We start from the raw sequence: 16,530 nt of genomic DNA, 5'->3' as shown, positions 1-16,530 counted from the left end.
GCACGCCCCCTGCCTCATCCACGATCCACCATCCATCGAGCACACGGATCGGGGCTATCGGGGCGTTCCTGTCCTGTTACAGGTCGGTAAATAGCGGTCGGTAGGCCGGTTTGGTCTTGTTGGCACCGTCTCCGGGCTCGTATGGTGCTGATATGGCCACACCGGATGCACCAGCGCCGCACACGTCGCACGTGAATTCGGGATCCGGCGTGCCGCTCGTCGTGGTCGATCACGTGGACAAGTACTTCGGCGATCTGCACGTCCTTCGCGACATCAACACGGTCGTGGATCGCGGTGAGGTCGTCGTCATCATCGGTCCCTCCGGTTCCGGGAAGTCGACACTATGTCGGGCCGTCAACCGTCTCGAAACGATTGACTCCGGCACCATCTCCATCGACGGAAGCCCCCTGCCGGAGGAGGGTAAGGACCTTGCGAGGCTGCGCGCCGACGTCGGCATGGTCTTCCAGTCGTTCAATCTCTTCGCGCACAAGACAGTGCTCGAGAACGTCACGCTCGGGCCGATCCGGGTGCGGGGGATGAAGAAGAAGGACGCCGACGAGAAGGCGATGCGCCTGCTCGAACGCGTCGGGGTCGCCGATCAGGCGAGGAAGATGCCGAACCAACTCTCCGGCGGACAGCAGCAACGGGTGGCCATCGCCCGCTCGCTAGCGATGGACCCGAAGCTCATCCTCCTGGACGAGCCGACCAGCGCACTCGACCCGGAGATGATCAACGAGGTACTCGACGTCATGGTCGGCCTCGCCCGCGAAGGCATGACAATGGTCGTCGTCACGCACGAGATGGGGTTCGCGCGCAAGGCCGCAGACCGGGTCCTGTTCATGGCCGACGGCGCCATCGTCGAGGAGGCCACGCCGGAGCAGTTCTTCACCAACCCCCAGAGCGAGAGAGCACAGGACTTCCTGTCGAAGATCCTCCAGCACTGACCGAGTGTCCCGCCCCAGGGCGGAGATCGAGAGCGGGCGCCACCAGGCGAACCGCACACCAGGAAAGGAAGCAGACATGAGACCACAGAGGAACTCCCTGATCGCCCTTGTGGCAGCGGGTGCGTTCGCGCTATCGGGCTGCGCCGGCGGCACCTCAAGCGAGACCACCTCCCCAACTGCCGATGACACCGCGTCGCCGTCGGCCGAGGTGACGTTCGCGGAGGGCACCACGATGGCCGAGCTCAACGAGGCCGGCAAGATCACCATCGGCACCAAGTTCGACCAGCCGCTGTTCGGCCTGATGGGCCCCTCGGGTGTCCCTGAGGGCTTTGACGTCGAGATCGGCAAGATCATCGCGTCGCACCTGGGCATCACCGAGGACAACATCAAGTGGGTCGAGACCGTCTCGGCCAACCGCGAGCCGTTCATCGAGAACGGGCAGGTCGACATCGTCGTGGCGACCTACACCATCAACGACAAGCGCAAGGAGGTGGTGTCCTTCGCCGGTCCGTACTTCATGGCCGGACAGTCGATCCTCGTCCTGGCCGACAACGAGGACATCTCCAGCGAGGCTGATCTCGTCGGCAAGCCGGTCTGCTCGGTCACAGGTTCCACTCCGGCCGCGAAGCTCGCGGAGATCGGGGCAGAACCCGTCCTCACCGACACCTACTCCAACTGCCTCGAGCCGCTGCGTAACGGCACTGTCGTGGCGGTGTCGACCGACAACGTGATCCTTGCCGGCCTCGCCGCCCAGAACGAGGGCGAGTTCAAGGTGGTCGGCGAGCCGTTCACCTCCGAGCCGTACGGCATCGGTCTCGCGCTGGAGGACACCGACTTCCGGATGTGGATCAACGACGTGCTCGAGGAGAGCTACGAGGACGGGAGCTACGAGGCGGCATGGAACGACACGGCCGGCACCGTCCTGACCTACGTCGAACCGCCCACTCCGGACCGCTACTGATGTCCCGGTGGGGTCCGGTCCGTGTTCGCCGGGCCGGGCCCCACCGCACTACACGAAGGGGGAGCCCATGGCGCAGCTGTTCTCGCTCATGCCTGAGTTCTGGCAGGGGCTCCGCGTCACGCTGCTGTTGCTCGTGGTGTCAGGCGGCGTCGCGCTCGTCCTCGGCACGGTCATCACCGCGATGCGGATCTCGCCGGTCCCGGTCCTGCGATGGTTCGCGGCGGCCTGGACCGAGATTGCGCGCAACACTCCTCTGACCCGTGGTGTTCCTGTTCACCGCCTTCGTCCTGCCGATGCTGGGCGTCCGCACGCCGTTCCTTCTGCTGGCCTTCGTCGCGCTCACCTACTACACCTCACCGTTCGTGGCCGAGGCGCTGCGGTCGGGGATCAACGGTGTGCCGATCGGGCAGGCGGAGGCGGCACGCAGCATCGGGCTCGGCTTCGGCCAGACGGTGTCTCTGGTGGTCCTGCCGCAGGCGTTCCGCATGACGATTCCTCCCCTTATCAATGTGTACATCGCCTTGACGAAGAACACCTCGGTCGCCGGCGGTTTCTTCGTGGTGGAGTTGTTCGCATCGACGCGCCAACTCGTCAACGACAACGGCAACATCGTCATTCCGATCCTCGTGCTGGCGGCAGCGCTCTATCTGGTGATCACGGTTCCGCTCGGCTTCATGGCCGTGCAACTCGAGAAGCGGTGGGTGGTGTCTCGATGAGTGCCACCAGCGTCCTGTTCGACGCGCCCGGCCCGCGGGCCCGTCGCGCCTCGCTCATCGGGTCGATCGTGTCCCTGGTGGCCATCGTCGCCGGCGGTGCCTGGATCGTCGCGATCCTCGCGGCCCCGCGCGAGTCGGGCGGCATCACGCTTCCCGGCATGTTCGACGCGTCGCGATGGGACATCTTCGTCGACCCGCAGGTGTGGGTCTTCATCGGCAACGGCGTCCTCGGCACGCTGCGGGCCGCAGCGGTGGCGGCCGTCGGCGCCATCGCCCTGGGCGTGGTGTTCTCGCTGATGCGAAGTTCCCTCCTGCCGTGGGTGCGCATCCCGACCGCCGTGATGCTGGAGTTCTTCCGCGGCATGCCGGTGCTGCTGATGATGCTGTTCATCCTGCTGGTGGCCTCGACGGGTGCCTTCTGGGCCGTCGTCATCGCCCTCATCATCTACAACGGAACCCTGATCGGCGAGGCGCTGCGCGCGGGGCTCGCCTCCCTGCCTCGCGGGCAACGCGAGGCTGCCCTGAGCCTCGGCATGCGCGAGTTCCAGTCGAAGATGCTCGTCGAGTTCCCGCAGGCGTTCCGGCAGATGCTGCCGATCATCGTCGCCCAGCTGGTGGTGCTCCTCAAGGACACGTCGCTGGGCTACATCGTCGGATACAACGAGATCATCCGCAGCACCATGAACAACCTCGCGAGCTTCTTCGGCAATCGTTACCTGTTCTCGCTGTTCATCGTGACCCTGGTGATCTACCTGGCCATCAACTTGTCGCTGTCGTGGTTTGCGCGGTGGTTGTCGTGGCGGACGGCCAGCGGTGGGCACATGGCCAAGGGCGGTGGTGCCGACCCCGGAACCGCCGACCCGACGTCGGCGATCCGCCTCCTGGAGGCGACGGCTGCAGCCCGGGAGTCCGAGGCCGGTCGCCGCTGATTCGCACGAGTCACTGGAGCCGACAGAATGCGTCACGCGGCGTCGTCACGCGGGTAAGCTCGAATGATCACATTCCCGAGGAGGTAGGCATGAATTCGACCATCCTGGGAGCGGACGACGCGTTCCCGCCGGACCCGGAGGACTGGCCGGCACCCGATTCCAGCGGCCTCTCTCCAGAGGCCCTGGAGAACGAGTCCGACGACATGGCTCTTCCCGGCTCACCCGAGCCTAGCGAGGCAGACGAGCTGGACGTGTTGGATCAGCTGCGTGACGCCGGGCCCGACGATGAGGCCGACGCTTGGACGGTCTAGGGTCACAGCGTGCTCGAGGTGCTGAGTGTCTCAGCCGTTGACCCCCCGGATGTGCGTGGAGGGATAGCCTTGAATCATCGTCTGAAGGGCGGTGAGGGCAATGACGTCGGGTTCGAATGACGTGCATAGCCGGGCAACACTGGGTCGCCGGAGACTCCGGCTGGCAGCAGCTTTCCTGGCCGGGATCATTGCGGTGCTGTATGTGACCGTGTTCTTCATCCAGTTGCCGCATCTACGCGAGGCGGACAACCCCGCCCCTTTGTATGCGTTCCTGGCAGTGGCGTACGCGGTCGGTGCCGGCCTGCTGGTCCTCCGTGACAATCGCCTGTTACACGGTGTCGGCGCAGGCATCCAGGTGCTGGTGGTCGGAGGCTTCGTCTGGCTCTTCGTCGAACTGTCCAGGCACGGCGAGGAGTCCTTCGTTCTGGACATGCTCTGGCTGGCGGTGTCGATCAATGCCCTTCAGATCGTCCTGTTCGGGATCCTCGCGGTCCTGGTGGCAGGACGTCCCGACTCGTTGCAGGCTCGGCTGCCCCACTAGATGAGCACCCCGGGCCAGCGGTCCTCCCGTGGACCGGGTTGAACCGGGCCAGCGCGCCGGCCGCGAGGCCATCGGGCACCGGAGGCGACCCTGGCCCCGCCGCGACACGAGGGTCGCGGCGCCTGTGGTGGGTGGCGGCGGACCGATAGGCGACCTAGGCCCATTGTCTTGACTCTCTGGCGCCGAAAGAGTGGTGCACGGCGCTGGTCTCCACACTTCAGGGGGCAGGCGGTATCCGGTTTTGCCCCACTCCCTGGAGTTCACCATGAAGCTGCCCCGCCTTTCTGCCCTGACCTTGAGCGTGGTCGTGCTCGCCACCGGCACGCTCAACGCCCCTCCCGCGCAGGGAGACCTCCTGTCGGGGGCGGAGCCGGGCACCCTGGCCCGGCCGGGGCAGATCACGCCGGCCGACCTCGGCGAGGACGCGCTGGAGGGCCTGCAGTTCGCCGATCCGACGGAGAACCTCGACCTGATCGCGCCGCCTGAGGCCGATCACCAGGGCGGAGCGAGCGTGTCCCACCCGCTCAGCGTGCCGGCCGGCCGGGCCGGTGTGGAGCCGTCCCTGTCGCTGGTCTACGACTCGACGGGCGGCAACGGCTGGGTGGGCACGGGCTGGGATCTCGGGCTCGGGAGCGTGGAGATCGACACCCGTTGGGGCGCTCCGCTCTTCTGCCCGGCCGCGGGGGACCTGTGCGACACCGCCGAAGGCCGGAATGTGGAGAGCGAGACTTACGTCCTCGACGGCGACCAGCTCAGCCCCACCGCGGTCACCTATCCGTTCGAGCCCCGCGTCGCCGACAAGGCCGACTGGACCCGTCGGGTCGAGACCGAGTGGGAGCGGATCATCCGCCACGGCGACTCGCCGACGAACTACTGGTGGGAGGTCACCGACAAGAACGGCACCACCCGCTTCTACGGCGGCACACCAGAGGGGGAGCGGGATGAGCAGGCGATCCTCAGCGACGACGGCGGCAACGCGGTGCGCTGGGGGCTGTCGGGCGTCCGCGACATCTCCAGCAACGTCATGCGGATCAGCTACGACAAGCCCGCCGGTAGCGCCGTCGGCTCGGGCAACGCCACGCTGGGTAGCGGCTTCTACGTGAGCTCGATCCTGTACACCGGATCCCTGGGCACCGGCAACGCGGACGACCCGGCCTACGAGGTCGTGTTCCTCCGCGACGGTGACCTGTCGCCCGTGCCGAGCCGTCGGCCCGACGTCATCGTGGACGCCTCCGCGGGCGCACTCGAGGTGACCTCGGACCTGCTGCGCCGCATCGAGGTGCGCCACGGCAGCCCCGCCGGCGACACGCGCACCTACAACGAACTCGTCAAGGGCTGGAACCTCGTCTACGCCGACGAGGCCCCGTTCGGCAAGTCCATGCTGGAGAAGGTGGAGCAGTTCGGCGACGACGGTGCCGTCGCCGGGTCGCACACCTTTGAGTACTACGACGAGGTCGCCTTCGCCTCCGGCGCCTACGACGGCTTCGCGGACGACGCGACCTGGAACTCCGGCGGCAACGACCTCAGCCAGTCGCTGCTCAGCCCGGTGGGGCTCAGCGCGCTGGGCGCCTCGGAGACCAACAGCGGCGGAGGCCACGCCTACCTGGGCTTCAACCTCTCCAATCCCTCCAAGACGGGCTCCTTCGGCGGCTCGCTCGCGATCAGCGGCAGCGGCACCGGCGGTCTCATCGAGATGCTCGACCTCAACGGCGACATGCTGCCTGACAAGGTCTTCCGCAAGAACATCACGGGCGCCGGGGTCCAGTACCGGCTCAACAACGGCGACGGCACGTTCGGCGACGCGCGCAACGTGGTCGGCATCGGAACCCTGTCCACGGAGGCCAACATCGGCGTCTCCGGAGGCCCTGAGGTGTACTTCGGCGTCACCGTGCAGTTCAACATCGCGGCTGACGTGACCATCGGCGAGCAGTACTTCACCGACGTGAACAACGACGGTCTGCCCGACTACGTCAGCGCAGGACAGGTCTACTTCAACACCCCGACCGCGACCGGCCCGGAGTTCCGCGCCGACAGCGGGGACACCCCCGTGCCCATCGACGACGGCACCGTCGACCTCGACAACATCGAGAAGCTCGCCGAGTTCGAGGAGCTCCAGCGCGCCAACTCCCCGCGCCAGGACGTCGTGCGCCGCTGGGTGGCCCCCTACGCCGGCACCGTCAGCATCACGGGAACCGCCACCTTGGACGACGGCCACGTCGGCGACGGCGTCCGGCTCGCCATCCAGCACGGCTCCGACGAGTTGTGGGCGGCCAACCTGCTCACCGCCGGCGCCAGCACCACCCCGCCGGCCCTCACCCCGACGGTCCAGCGCGGCGAAGCCGTGTACTTCCGCGTCGGTTCCGTCGACGACGGCGCCAACGACCGGGTCGAGTGGGCGCCGGTGATCACCTACACCTCGCTCGGCGATCTCCCCACCGACGCCAACGATCTGAGCCAGACCGCGTTCGTGTCGGCTGACGAGTTCACGCTCGCCGGCCGCCCCGACACCCCGGTGCTCATGCCGCTCCGAGGCACGGTGAAGGTCGAGGGGACGCTCACCAAGTCCGCCCCGACGAGCGACGACCTGACACTCCTTGTCCTGCGCAACGGCATCGCCGTCGCCTCGGTCCCCGTCGCCGCCGACCTAGTGGGTGACATTGAACTCAACGAGAGTTTCACCGTCGCCGCCCCGACCGGCGATGAGGACGCCCTGGTGGCTGACAAGGTGGTGGTCCGCATCGCGGCCGACTCGCCGATCGACCCCACCGTGCTGTCCTTCGCGCCCCGGCTCTACTACACAGCCGCTTTCGACGGGGATGATCCGGTCGTGGTCCTGGGCGATCTCGACGGCGACGGCCTTGACGACGACCACACCCTCGAACTCAACTTGCCCTACGACATCGACCTCTATCCCACCACCGACGAGACCGCCCCCCGCGCGCCCTGGACCTCCACGCTCAACCGTGAGGTCACGGTGAACGCCTCCGTCGTCGCGCTCGTGGATGCGGAGCCCGGCCAGGTGACCCTGACCGTCAAGCGGCGCACCGCGTCCGGGCTGGGCGAGGTGCTGGCCAAGCAGACCTTCGACGCCGGCCCACTGGGCGGCAGCACCGAACTGACCGGTGTCGCGCTCGAATCCGGCGACGACTACTGGTTCGACCTCACCGTCCGCGATCCCGACCTCTCCGAGCGCATCACCAGCAACGACGTCACCCTCACGTGGACCGACGGCGGCGCCGACGATGGCCTCGACGTGCCCGAGACGCTCAACTCCGCCGGCCGGCAGGGGATCTTCCCGATCGCGCATCGCGGCTGGGCCTACGCCGGCTACAACGCCGACTACGAGGGCGACAACCGCTCCACCGACCCCCTCAGCGAGCAGGCCTTCGTCTTCCAGCAGTCGGACTACCCGACCTCGAAGCCCACGGGCTTCAACGACTCCAGCTACAAGGACCCCGCCCAGGGTGAGTCCTACCCCTACGTCGCCTACCTGCTCCGCACGCCCGGGAGCACCGAGCCCGTGCCGGTCTGGCGCGGCCTCAAGGACAACCTGGTGGGCGGCGCCGACTTCGCCTCCAGCTCGCGCACCGGCTCCGACAGCATCGGCGTCACCGGCGCCCCCGGTACGGGCGCGGGCGCCGGTGTGCGCGCCGTCCGCCGCGTCGGCCTCTCGGCCCCCATCTTCGGCCTGGTGGCCGGAATCGGGCCGCTGACGGCCGCCTTCGGCGCCGGGCCCAGCTTCGGCCTCCTCGACTACGTCGACGTCAACGCCGACGGCTTCCCCGACGTCGTCGCCCCCGGGCGGATCACCTACACCACGCCGCGCGGAGGATTCCTCCCCGGATCCGGTTCCGGGCCGGACGTCGCCGGCCAGGACACCACGTTCGCGATCAGCGGTGGCTTCAACGGCACCGCCATCGACATCAAGGGCAACTCGAAGGGCGACGCCAACACCGCGCAGGACACCGCCACCACCAGCGGCACTTCGAAGAAGGCCACCACCTCCGGTTCGGCGCAGCAGGGCGAGCCCGCAGACACGCAGGAGTCCGGCGCCAACGTGGGCGGCTCCCTCGGCGTCACCGCCCAGTTCACCAACCCCGGCGGCGGCGTGAACTCCGACTGGGGCGACTCGATCTCGCAGATGGACCTCGACACCTCCGCCCCGCTGGAGCGCGAGCTGGCCGACGTCAACGGCGACTCGCTGCCGGACCTGGTGCTGGCCGGCGGCGGAGGCGTGCGCGTCCGCTTCAACCTGGGCCACAGCTTCTCCCCCACGGAGGTCCAGTGGTCCCAGGGCGGGTTCGAGAACGGCGAGTCCTATTCCGGCTCCGTCGGCCCGCTGATGGGGTTCAACTTCAACAACAAGGAGTTCTCCGGCGGATTGTCCTTCAACGAGGGCATCGACCAGGCCCGCTACTCCTGGGTAGACGTCGACGGCGACGGCGTCCTCGACCGCGTCCGCAAGACCGACGACGGCACCCGGGTGGCCTTCGCCTCCGGTAGCGGCGCCCGGTCCGAGGTGGACTACGGCGACATGGTCGAGGGCAAGGTCGACCTGATCGGCAGCATCCCGCTCGGTCAGCAGGCCTCCCAGGACCGCAGCCGCGGGCTCGGCGGCGGCTTCGACTTCACCATCCCCATCGGGCCGTTGTGCCTGGCCGGCTGCTACATCATCGTCAACCCCGGCGCCAGCTTCGACCACAGCCTGTCATCCAGCCAGGTGCAGCTCACCGACGTCGACGGCGACGGCAACCCCGACTCGGTCCTCAGTACCGAGGACGGCACCATGACCGTGCGCGCCAACAACCGCGGCCGCACCAACCTGCTCAAGAGCGTCACCAACCCGCTCGGCGGCACGATCAGCCTCGGCTACGAGCGCGACGGCAACACCCCCGAGCAGCCCCTGCCGCTGTGGTTGATGACCAGCGTCCAGGTGGACGACGGCCGCCCCGGCGACGGCCCGGCGCACGCCACCACCTTCGGCTACGAAGGTAACCGGTTCGACAAGGTGGAGCGCGAGCTCATGGGCTACCGGACCATCGTCGAGGAACAACTCGACGGTCCCGGGGGTGCGGTGCTGCGACGCACGGTGAGCACCTATGGCAACGCCACCGTGTTCGACTCCGGGCTGCTGGAGAGCCAGGAGATGCAGGCCCCCGACGGGACGCCGATCTCCCGGACGGACTCCACGTGGGTGGCCACGACCCTTGAGGCCGGTGCAGCCACCATCCCCGCCGCGACACCCGACCCCGTCATCACGCCCACCGATGGCACCCTGGCCCTGGCCCTGCTCGACGACAGCCGCGGCGTCGTCCGCACCCAGGTGCTCCAGTCCTGGTTCGACGCCGACGGCGACCTCGGCACGTCGCTCAAGAACACCTTCGAGTACGACGCGCTGGGCAACCCGGTGCGCCAGGTCGATCACGGGCAGGCGGCCGATCCGATCGACGACCTGGTCTCCCTCACCACCTATCCCGACTGCCGCGACACCTCCTGGGTGGCCACCGCAGCCACCTTCACGGTGCTCGACCACGCCGACACCGTGCTCCGGTACCGCGACGGCTCGACCGACCTGTGCCTCAACGCCGTGCCGATCCACATCGAGGAGCGCATCGACGCCGACACCGACGCCATCACCGACCTCACCTTCGACGCGTGGGGCAGCTACAACCAGGTGGCCTACCCCGAGAACGCCGACGGGGACCGCTACGTCGTGGACTACGTCTACGACGCGGACCGGCACACCGACGTCGCCGAGGTCACCGACAGCCACGGCCTGACCGCCCGGGCGTCGTTCTCGGCCGCCGGCCTGGTCACCGAGCGGGTCGACGCCAACGGCAACGCCACGCGCTACACCTACGACGCGTTCAACCGCCTGGCCACCGTCCGCAGCCCGAACGAGCAGGACCCCGGCGGCCCGCCGACGGTCGCCTACGAATACGCGCCCACGGCCGCGGCCTACGGGTACGCGATCGCCCGCCACCACGACCGCTTCAACCCCGGCGACACCATCGACACCGTCGCGTTCGTCGACGGCATGGCGCGGGTCACCCAGACCAAGCGCGACTACACGATGATCAACGACGACCCGACGCTGCCGGCCGTCGACCAGGTGCTGGTCGCCGGTGCGATCGAGTACGACGCCCTCGGCCGCGAGATCAAGGAGTGGTGGCCCACGATCGAACCCCTGGGCACCTTCACGACCTACCAGGCGGCCACCGACCCGTACCCCCCGACGCTGACCTCGTACACGCTGCTCGATCAGGTGTCGAAGGTCGAGCTGCCTTACGGCGAGGACAACTCCGACCCCATCATCACGACGATCGACCACGGGTTCGGATCCACCACCGGACTTCCAGTCGACTTGTTCCTCACCACCGTCACGGACCCGATCGCGTACGACTCGGCGCTGGCGGGCGGCGGCACCGCCACGGCAGGCAAGCAGCAGGTGACCTACACCGACGTGCGCGGCAACCTGCTGGTCGGCGACGACATCCCGGCCACGGCAGACCCGATCCGGACCCGCTACCGGTACGACAAGCTCGGTCAGCTCACCGCGGTGGTGGACAACGCCGGCAACCAGACGAGCCACAGCTACGACGGCCTCGGCCGGCGCCTGTCGACAAACACCCCCGACGGCGGGCGGCGCGAGATGACCTACGATCCCGCGGGCAACGTCGTCACGGAGACCACGCCCAACCTGGCCGCCAACGGCCAGAGCATCGCCTACCGCTACGACTTCGATCGTCTGGCGACGATCGACTATCCGGCCTCCACGCCGGACGTCGCGTACACCTACGGCGCGTCCGGGGCACCCGGCAACGGCGCGGGCCGCGTGGTCGGCGTCGAGGACGGCGCGCGCAGCCAGACGCTGACTTACGACGCGCTCGGCAACGTGGCCACCGAGGTCACGACCATGAAGGCGCACAACCTCAGCCCCGACACTCTTGCCAAGCTGACCTTCACCACCGGCTTCAGCTACGACTCGCTGGGCCGCATCGACCAGCTGACCTACCCCGACGGGGAGGTGCTGTCGCACGACTACGACAGCGCCGGGCAGCTCACCGCGATGCTGGGGGTCAAGGAGTGCACCCAACTGGGCTCCCTCACCGTCGCCATCACCGCGGAGGCCACCACCATCACGGTCACCGAGGTGTCGGACTCGGCTCCTTCGCTGCCGTTCACCATCTGGCTGAAGGACGAGCAGCTCCGGGTCACCGACCGGGTCGCCACCTCCACCCCGGGCCAGTACCTGTACACCGTGGAGCGCGGCATCAACGGCAACCTGTTGTTCCCGACGGCCGTCGGGCACACGGCGCGCACCAAGGTGATCTCCGACGAGGCCCTCACCTGCTCGTACGAGTACCTGGAGCGCCAGGAGTACGACCAGTTCGTCGACCGACGGCTGCGCGACACCGGTAACGGGGTCAGCACGCAGTGGGGCATGGACTGGATCGGCCGCCCGGAGACTATCTCCACCGACACTCCGGTCCGCAATGTCCAGAACCTGACGTACGGCTACGACAAGGCCAGCAATGTCGTCTCGATGGACAACGAGGTTCCCCCGGTCACGACCAGCCTCTTCGTCGGGCCGAGCTCGCAGCAGTACGCCTACGATCCTTACTACCGACTCAGCAGCGCCACCGGCCGCGCCGACGTGGCCCCAGACAAGGTTCGCAAGTTTGCCCTCGACATCACCTACGACCAGCACGGCAACATCGCCACCAAGAAGCAGGGCGACTCCATCGGCAAGGCGTCGGGCAAGGGCAAGCTGCTGTTGCCCGCGGAGACCAACTACACCTTCTCGATGGACTACGCGGGCGCCGGGCCGCACCAGCTGACCAAGAACGGACGGAGAACCTACACCTACGACCGCAACGGCAACCTGGCGAAGTGGGTCGACGCCGCCACCAAGGAGACCCGGACCATGACGTGGGACGCCGAGGACCGGATCACCAAGTTCGACGACGGCAGCGACACGACCACCTACACCTACGACTCCGACGGCCGGCGCGCGCTCGAGCGGGGCCCGGACGGGGAGACCTCGTTCGTCAACCGCTGGTACACCGTGCGCAACGGCGCGGTCCCGTGGAAGCACATCTGGGCCGGCGACGACCGGATGGCCACGAAGCGCTCCTTCGACGGCGACTTCGAGCACCAGCAGTACTACCTGACCAAGGATCTCCAGGGCTCGACCAATGTCGTCACCGACGACATTGGGAAGGTCTTCGAGCACTGGGAGTACTTCCCCGGCGGTGAGCCGTGGATCCGGGAGGACTCGACCGTCCATCGCACCCCGTACCTGTATGTGGGCGGCTACCTGGACGAGGTGAGAGACCTGCTCAACCTGGGCGCGCGCTGGTACGAGCCTCGCGAGGGCATGTTCTACAGCCCGGACCCGATGCTCTACACCGACCCGTCCGCGGTTCAGGGTGACCCCGCCCTGCTGCCGGCCTACACCTATGCCGAGTCCAGCCCGCTGCGGCTGGTGGACCCGGGAGGCCTGGCGCCGAACGTCGCCGGGGGCAGCCTGTCCTCGACCGGCCTGACGGCCACGACCCCGTCGGCCACCGACGCGGGCGTGCAGACCGACACGGATCGCGGGTCGCGGCTGTGGTTCCCGCTGGCAAAGATGGCCGGCTCCGAGCAGGCCAAGAGCCTGCAGGCGTTCTCGGAGAACTATGAGATGAAGCCGCTGATCCAGGTCAACATGGTGAAGACCTCCGACGGCTGGAAGCTCCAGGACGTGAAGGTCTCGGCCTTCATCGGGATCACGCAGAAGACCGTCTACAAGGGCGCCGGCGACCGGAACGGCGCCGACAGCACCGACGATTCCACCAACGTCGGTCTCGGCGGCCAGACCGGCCCTCAACCGGGCGCGGGGACACCGGCCCTGGACACCGGTCCGGCGGCCTTCGGAGCGGGCGGCGCAGCCGACGACGCGGGTGAGGGATCACTCGGCGACGGCGTCTCGGCGACCGGCCCGTCGGGGCTGGCCGGCGGCACCGCGAGCCGGGCCGACAGCCTCAGCGACGGTGGCGGAATGAGCCGCGGCTCGACCAGCGCGTCGCTGGGCGGTGCCGATGCCGGCTCGGTGGACGGAGCGGCGGACTCCTCGGGCGCCTGACGCACCGGTGGGCCCGTCGAACCGACGGGCCCACCGACCCAAGAGGTCACCGTGGGGCAGCGGCGGGTCAGAGGGTCAGGACGACCTTGCCCTGGGTGTGGCCCGCTTGGACGTGGGCGTGCGCTTCGGCGACTTTCTCCAGCGGGTACGCGGCCTGAATGTGTGGGATGTATGCGCCCGACTCGCCCAGTTCCGCGGCGAGGGCCAGGTTCGCGTGCGCGTTGGCGGTGCCGGCGATCAGCGCCACGCCGAGCGACGGGGCGCTGAAGTCGGCTGCAGAGGCGACGCGGGAGGCATCGCCGACGATCGCCACGAGTGTGGCAAGTGATCCCGAGCCCGCGAGGTCCAGGGCAGCGTCAATCCCCTGGGGGGCCACGTCGGCGACCCGCTCGGCAAGTCCATCGCCATACGTCACCGGCGTGGCGCCCAGCGAGCACAGGAAGTCGTGGTTGACGACGCTGGCGGTCCCGATCACGGTTGCGCCCCTGGCTATGGCGATCTGGACGGCCGCGACGCCGACGCCTCCGGAGGCCGCTTCGATGAGGACCGTGTCACCCGACGCGAGGCCGACCGCGTTCAGTCCTTCGATGGCCGTGGTGGAGGCAAGGCCGGCGGCTGCCCCCTGTTCCAGGCTCCACCTGGTTGGCAGCGGTGCCCACGCGGTCAGGATCGCCAACTCGGCCGCTCCGCCCTGGGCGATTCCGAAGACCGCGTCTCCCGCCTTCACGTCGGTCACCGACTCGCCGACCTCGTCGATGATGCCGGCGGCGTCGGTTCCCGGGATGGCAGGGAAGGTGACCGGCATTACCTCGTGGAGATAGCCGGCCCGAATCTTCCAGTCGACGGGGTTCACGCTCGTCGCGTGCACGCGGACCCGGACCTGCCCCGGTCCCGGGTGCGGTTCGGGGGCATCCTCGAGGGTGAGGACCTGCGGGTCCCCGTACCGGTGAAATCGCACTGCTCGCATGTGGTGTCCTCTGTCGGCTGGCATGACCCGGGCGGAGCGGGGGAATGCCCGTGTTAAGAGGACTTTCCGGAGTCGTGGGCCCGCGTGTCAATGACGCTGCTGGCTCGCGGTCGATCCACGCGGACAGCGATGGCGCACCCCGCAACAAACGCGCGTGTTCCGCGTCGCTCGACACGGACCGTCAGGACGCGTCGATGGTTCCGCTCACGATCGGCTCCAGCACGATGGACGGGTGGTCGCGGCGGACCCCGCTGACCTGCCACTTGTCCGTGAAGAGCGCGAGGTGGACACCGTCCTCCCGGGTGGCCACCTCCACCCCGGCACGCCTGTCGATCACCGGCGCGTCGTCTGCTGTGGTGCGCAGCGCGAAGGTGTACGGGAGCGTTTCGAGGTGTACTGCCGCTCCGAACTCGCGCTCCATGCGGTGGGTCACCACCTCGAACTGCATGGGCCCGACGGCGGCCAGCACGGGGGAGCGGCGCGTGCGGTGATCCGAGTAGAGCACCTGGATCACCCCCTCCTGATCCAGCTGGGTCATGCCGCGCTGGAACTGCTTGTAGCGGGACACGTCCTTGGCGTTGGCGACGCGGAAATGCTCGGGTGCGAAGGCCGGAATCTTGGGGAACGCCACCGCCTCGCCCGAGTAGAGCGTGTCACCTGCGCGCACGTCGCCGGCGTTCACCAACCCGATGATGTCGCCCGGATAGGCCACCTCGATGGTGTCCCGGTCCCTGCCGAAGACGCTGTGGACGTACTTGGTGGCGAAGGCCCGGCCCGTCGGTTCGTGGGTGATCACCTCGCCGCGGTGGAACATGCCCGAATTGACCCTCGCGAACGCGAGCCGGTCCCGGTGGGACCGGTCCATGCCCGCCTGGACCTTGAACACCTGGGCGCTGAAACCGGCGGTCACCGCGCGGCGGCTTCCCACCGCATCCGGGCGCGAGCCCGCCGCGGGAGCCAGCCGCGCGAGGGTGTCCAGCAGGTGGCCGACGCCGAAGTTGAGCGCCGCCGCGGTGAACAGGACAGGGGTGGTGCGCTGCTCTTCGAAGGCGGCCTGGTTGTGCGCGTAGTCGTCGGAGGCGAGCAGTGACACCTCCTCCACCGCGCGGTCCCAGTCGTCACCGACCAAGCGATGGGCCGCCGCAGCATCCATCCGGTCCGCGCCTGACAGTGTGCTGCCGCCGGGTGTCCTGGTGAACCGGATGAAATCACCCGTGGCCACCTCGATCACACCGTGGAAGTGGCCCGCGATACCCACCGGCCAGGTGATGGGCGTGGGGCGGAGCCCCGTGCGGCTCTCGATCTCGTCGAAGAGGGCGAGGGCGTCGTGCCCGGGCCGGTCCCACTTGTTGATCACCGTGATGATCGGAATCCGACGCGAGCGGCAGACCTCGAACAGCTTCATGGTCTGGGTTTCGAGGCCCTTGCCCGCATCCAGGAGCATCACTGCGCTGTCGACCGCCGTGAGGACACGGTAGGTGTCCTCCGAGAAATCGGCGTGCCCCGGGGTGTCGACCAGGTTCATCACCGCGTCGTGATGCCGGAACTGCACGGCGGAGGAGCTGATGGAGATGCCCCGGTCCTTCTCCATCTCCATCCAGTCCGACACCGTCGCCTTGCGGCCGGCCTTGCCATGCGTGGCTCCCGCCTCGCCGATGGCCCTGGCGTGGAGCAGGAGGGCCTCGGTGAGGGTGGACTTGCCTGCGTCCGGGTGGCTGATGACCGCGAACGTCCGGCGCCGAGCAGCCTGCGCGGCAATGTCGTCGCTCATGTTGTCCCTCCCGATCCTGGTGCGCGCACCAGCGTTCGAATATACCGTGCGCGGCGAGGAGCCGGGAGCGGGCATGGGCCTGCTGCCCCGAACCCGTCACTGATGCGGAGGACATGAGCATCCGACGGCCGGACACTCGTTTCGCGGTGGTGGCTTGAGTCGGACACGGCTGTCGCGGTGGTGGTTTGAGCCTGAGACTGCTGTCGCGGGGAGTGGAACGATCAAAATCGCAGATTCTCGTCGCGAGACCGAGATCAGGCTCG

General features: G+C 68.3%; 9 protein-coding genes. 7 read left to right on the top strand and 2 right to left on the bottom strand.

Annotated features, from left to right (window positions below; all coding sequences use genetic code 11):
* Window positions 1-152: 152 nt before the first annotated feature.
* The 7 genes from ACX1D0_RS10515 (at window position 153) to ACX1D0_RS10485 (ending at window position 13,529) form a co-directional block, all read left to right on the top strand.
* Window positions 153-944, top strand: coding sequence for an amino acid ABC transporter ATP-binding protein (locus ACX1D0_RS10515; RefSeq protein WP_459017829.1), 792 nt, complete (start codon window positions 153-155; stop codon window positions 942-944).
* Window positions 945-1,020: 76 nt separating this feature from the next.
* A complete protein-coding gene (locus ACX1D0_RS10510; protein WP_459017828.1) occupies window positions 1,021-1,905 on the top strand; it encodes a glutamate ABC transporter substrate-binding protein in 885 nt (294 codons plus the stop codon).
* Between the two features lie 260 nt (window positions 1,906-2,165).
* Window positions 2,166-2,621, top strand: coding sequence for an ABC transporter permease subunit (locus ACX1D0_RS10505; RefSeq protein WP_459017827.1), 456 nt, complete (start codon window positions 2,166-2,168; stop codon window positions 2,619-2,621).
* Entirely contained in the window at window positions 2,618-3,550 is a 933-nt protein-coding gene (locus ACX1D0_RS10500; protein WP_459017826.1) for an amino acid ABC transporter permease, read from the top strand. Before ACX1D0_RS10505 ends, ACX1D0_RS10500 begins: the two co-directional genes overlap by 4 nt.
* Window positions 3,551-3,639: 89 nt before the next feature.
* On the top strand, window positions 3,640-3,861 hold the full coding sequence (locus tag ACX1D0_RS10495) for a hypothetical protein (protein ID WP_459017825.1): 222 nt from the start codon (window positions 3,640-3,642) through the stop codon (window positions 3,859-3,861).
* Between the two features lie 121 nt (window positions 3,862-3,982).
* A complete protein-coding gene (locus ACX1D0_RS10490) occupies window positions 3,983-4,402 on the top strand; it encodes a hypothetical protein (RefSeq protein ID WP_459017824.1) in 420 nt (139 codons plus the stop codon).
* A 265-nt stretch (window positions 4,403-4,667) separates the two neighbouring features.
* Window positions 4,668-13,529, top strand: a complete 8,862-nt coding sequence (locus ACX1D0_RS10485) for a SpvB/TcaC N-terminal domain-containing protein (RefSeq protein ID WP_459017823.1) — start codon at window positions 4,668-4,670, stop codon at window positions 13,527-13,529.
* A 67-nt stretch (window positions 13,530-13,596) separates the two neighbouring features.
* On the opposite strand, the gene ACX1D0_RS10480 is transcribed toward ACX1D0_RS10485, so the two are convergent.
* Window positions 13,597-14,496: an NADP-dependent oxidoreductase gene (locus ACX1D0_RS10480; protein WP_459017822.1), complete on the bottom strand. Its 900-nt coding sequence runs from the start codon at window positions 14,494-14,496 to the stop codon at window positions 13,597-13,599.
* Between the two features lie 181 nt (window positions 14,497-14,677).
* Entirely contained in the window at window positions 14,678-16,267 is a 1,590-nt protein-coding gene (locus tag ACX1D0_RS10475; protein ID WP_459017821.1) for a peptide chain release factor 3, read from the bottom strand.
* Window positions 16,268-16,530: the final 263 nt, after the last annotated feature.

The sequence above is a fragment of the Tessaracoccus pujii genome (assembly GCF_054483895.1).
This window is presented reverse-complemented; position numbering and strand designations above follow the sequence as displayed.

What these genes read in the sequence shown, in the direction of transcription:
- ACX1D0_RS10515 (WP_459017829.1), top strand. Translation starts at nt 153, where the DNA reads ATGGCCACACCGGATGCACCAGCGCCGCACACGTCGCACGTGAATTCG.
- ACX1D0_RS10510 (WP_459017828.1), top strand. Translation starts at nt 1,021, where the DNA reads ATGAGACCACAGAGGAACTCCCTGATCGCCCTTGTGGCAGCGGGTGCG.
- ACX1D0_RS10500 (WP_459017826.1), top strand. Translation starts at nt 2,618, where the DNA reads ATGAGTGCCACCAGCGTCCTGTTCGACGCGCCCGGCCCGCGGGCCCGT.
- ACX1D0_RS10495 (WP_459017825.1), top strand. Translation starts at nt 3,640, where the DNA reads ATGAATTCGACCATCCTGGGAGCGGACGACGCGTTCCCGCCGGACCCG.
- ACX1D0_RS10485 (WP_459017823.1), top strand. Translation starts at nt 4,668, where the DNA reads ATGAAGCTGCCCCGCCTTTCTGCCCTGACCTTGAGCGTGGTCGTGCTC.
- ACX1D0_RS10480 (WP_459017822.1), bottom strand. Translation starts at nt 14,496, where the DNA reads ATGCGAGCAGTGCGATTTCACCGGTACGGGGACCCGCAGGTCCTCACC.
- ACX1D0_RS10475 (WP_459017821.1), bottom strand. Translation starts at nt 16,267, where the DNA reads ATGAGCGACGACATTGCCGCGCAGGCTGCTCGGCGCCGGACGTTCGCG.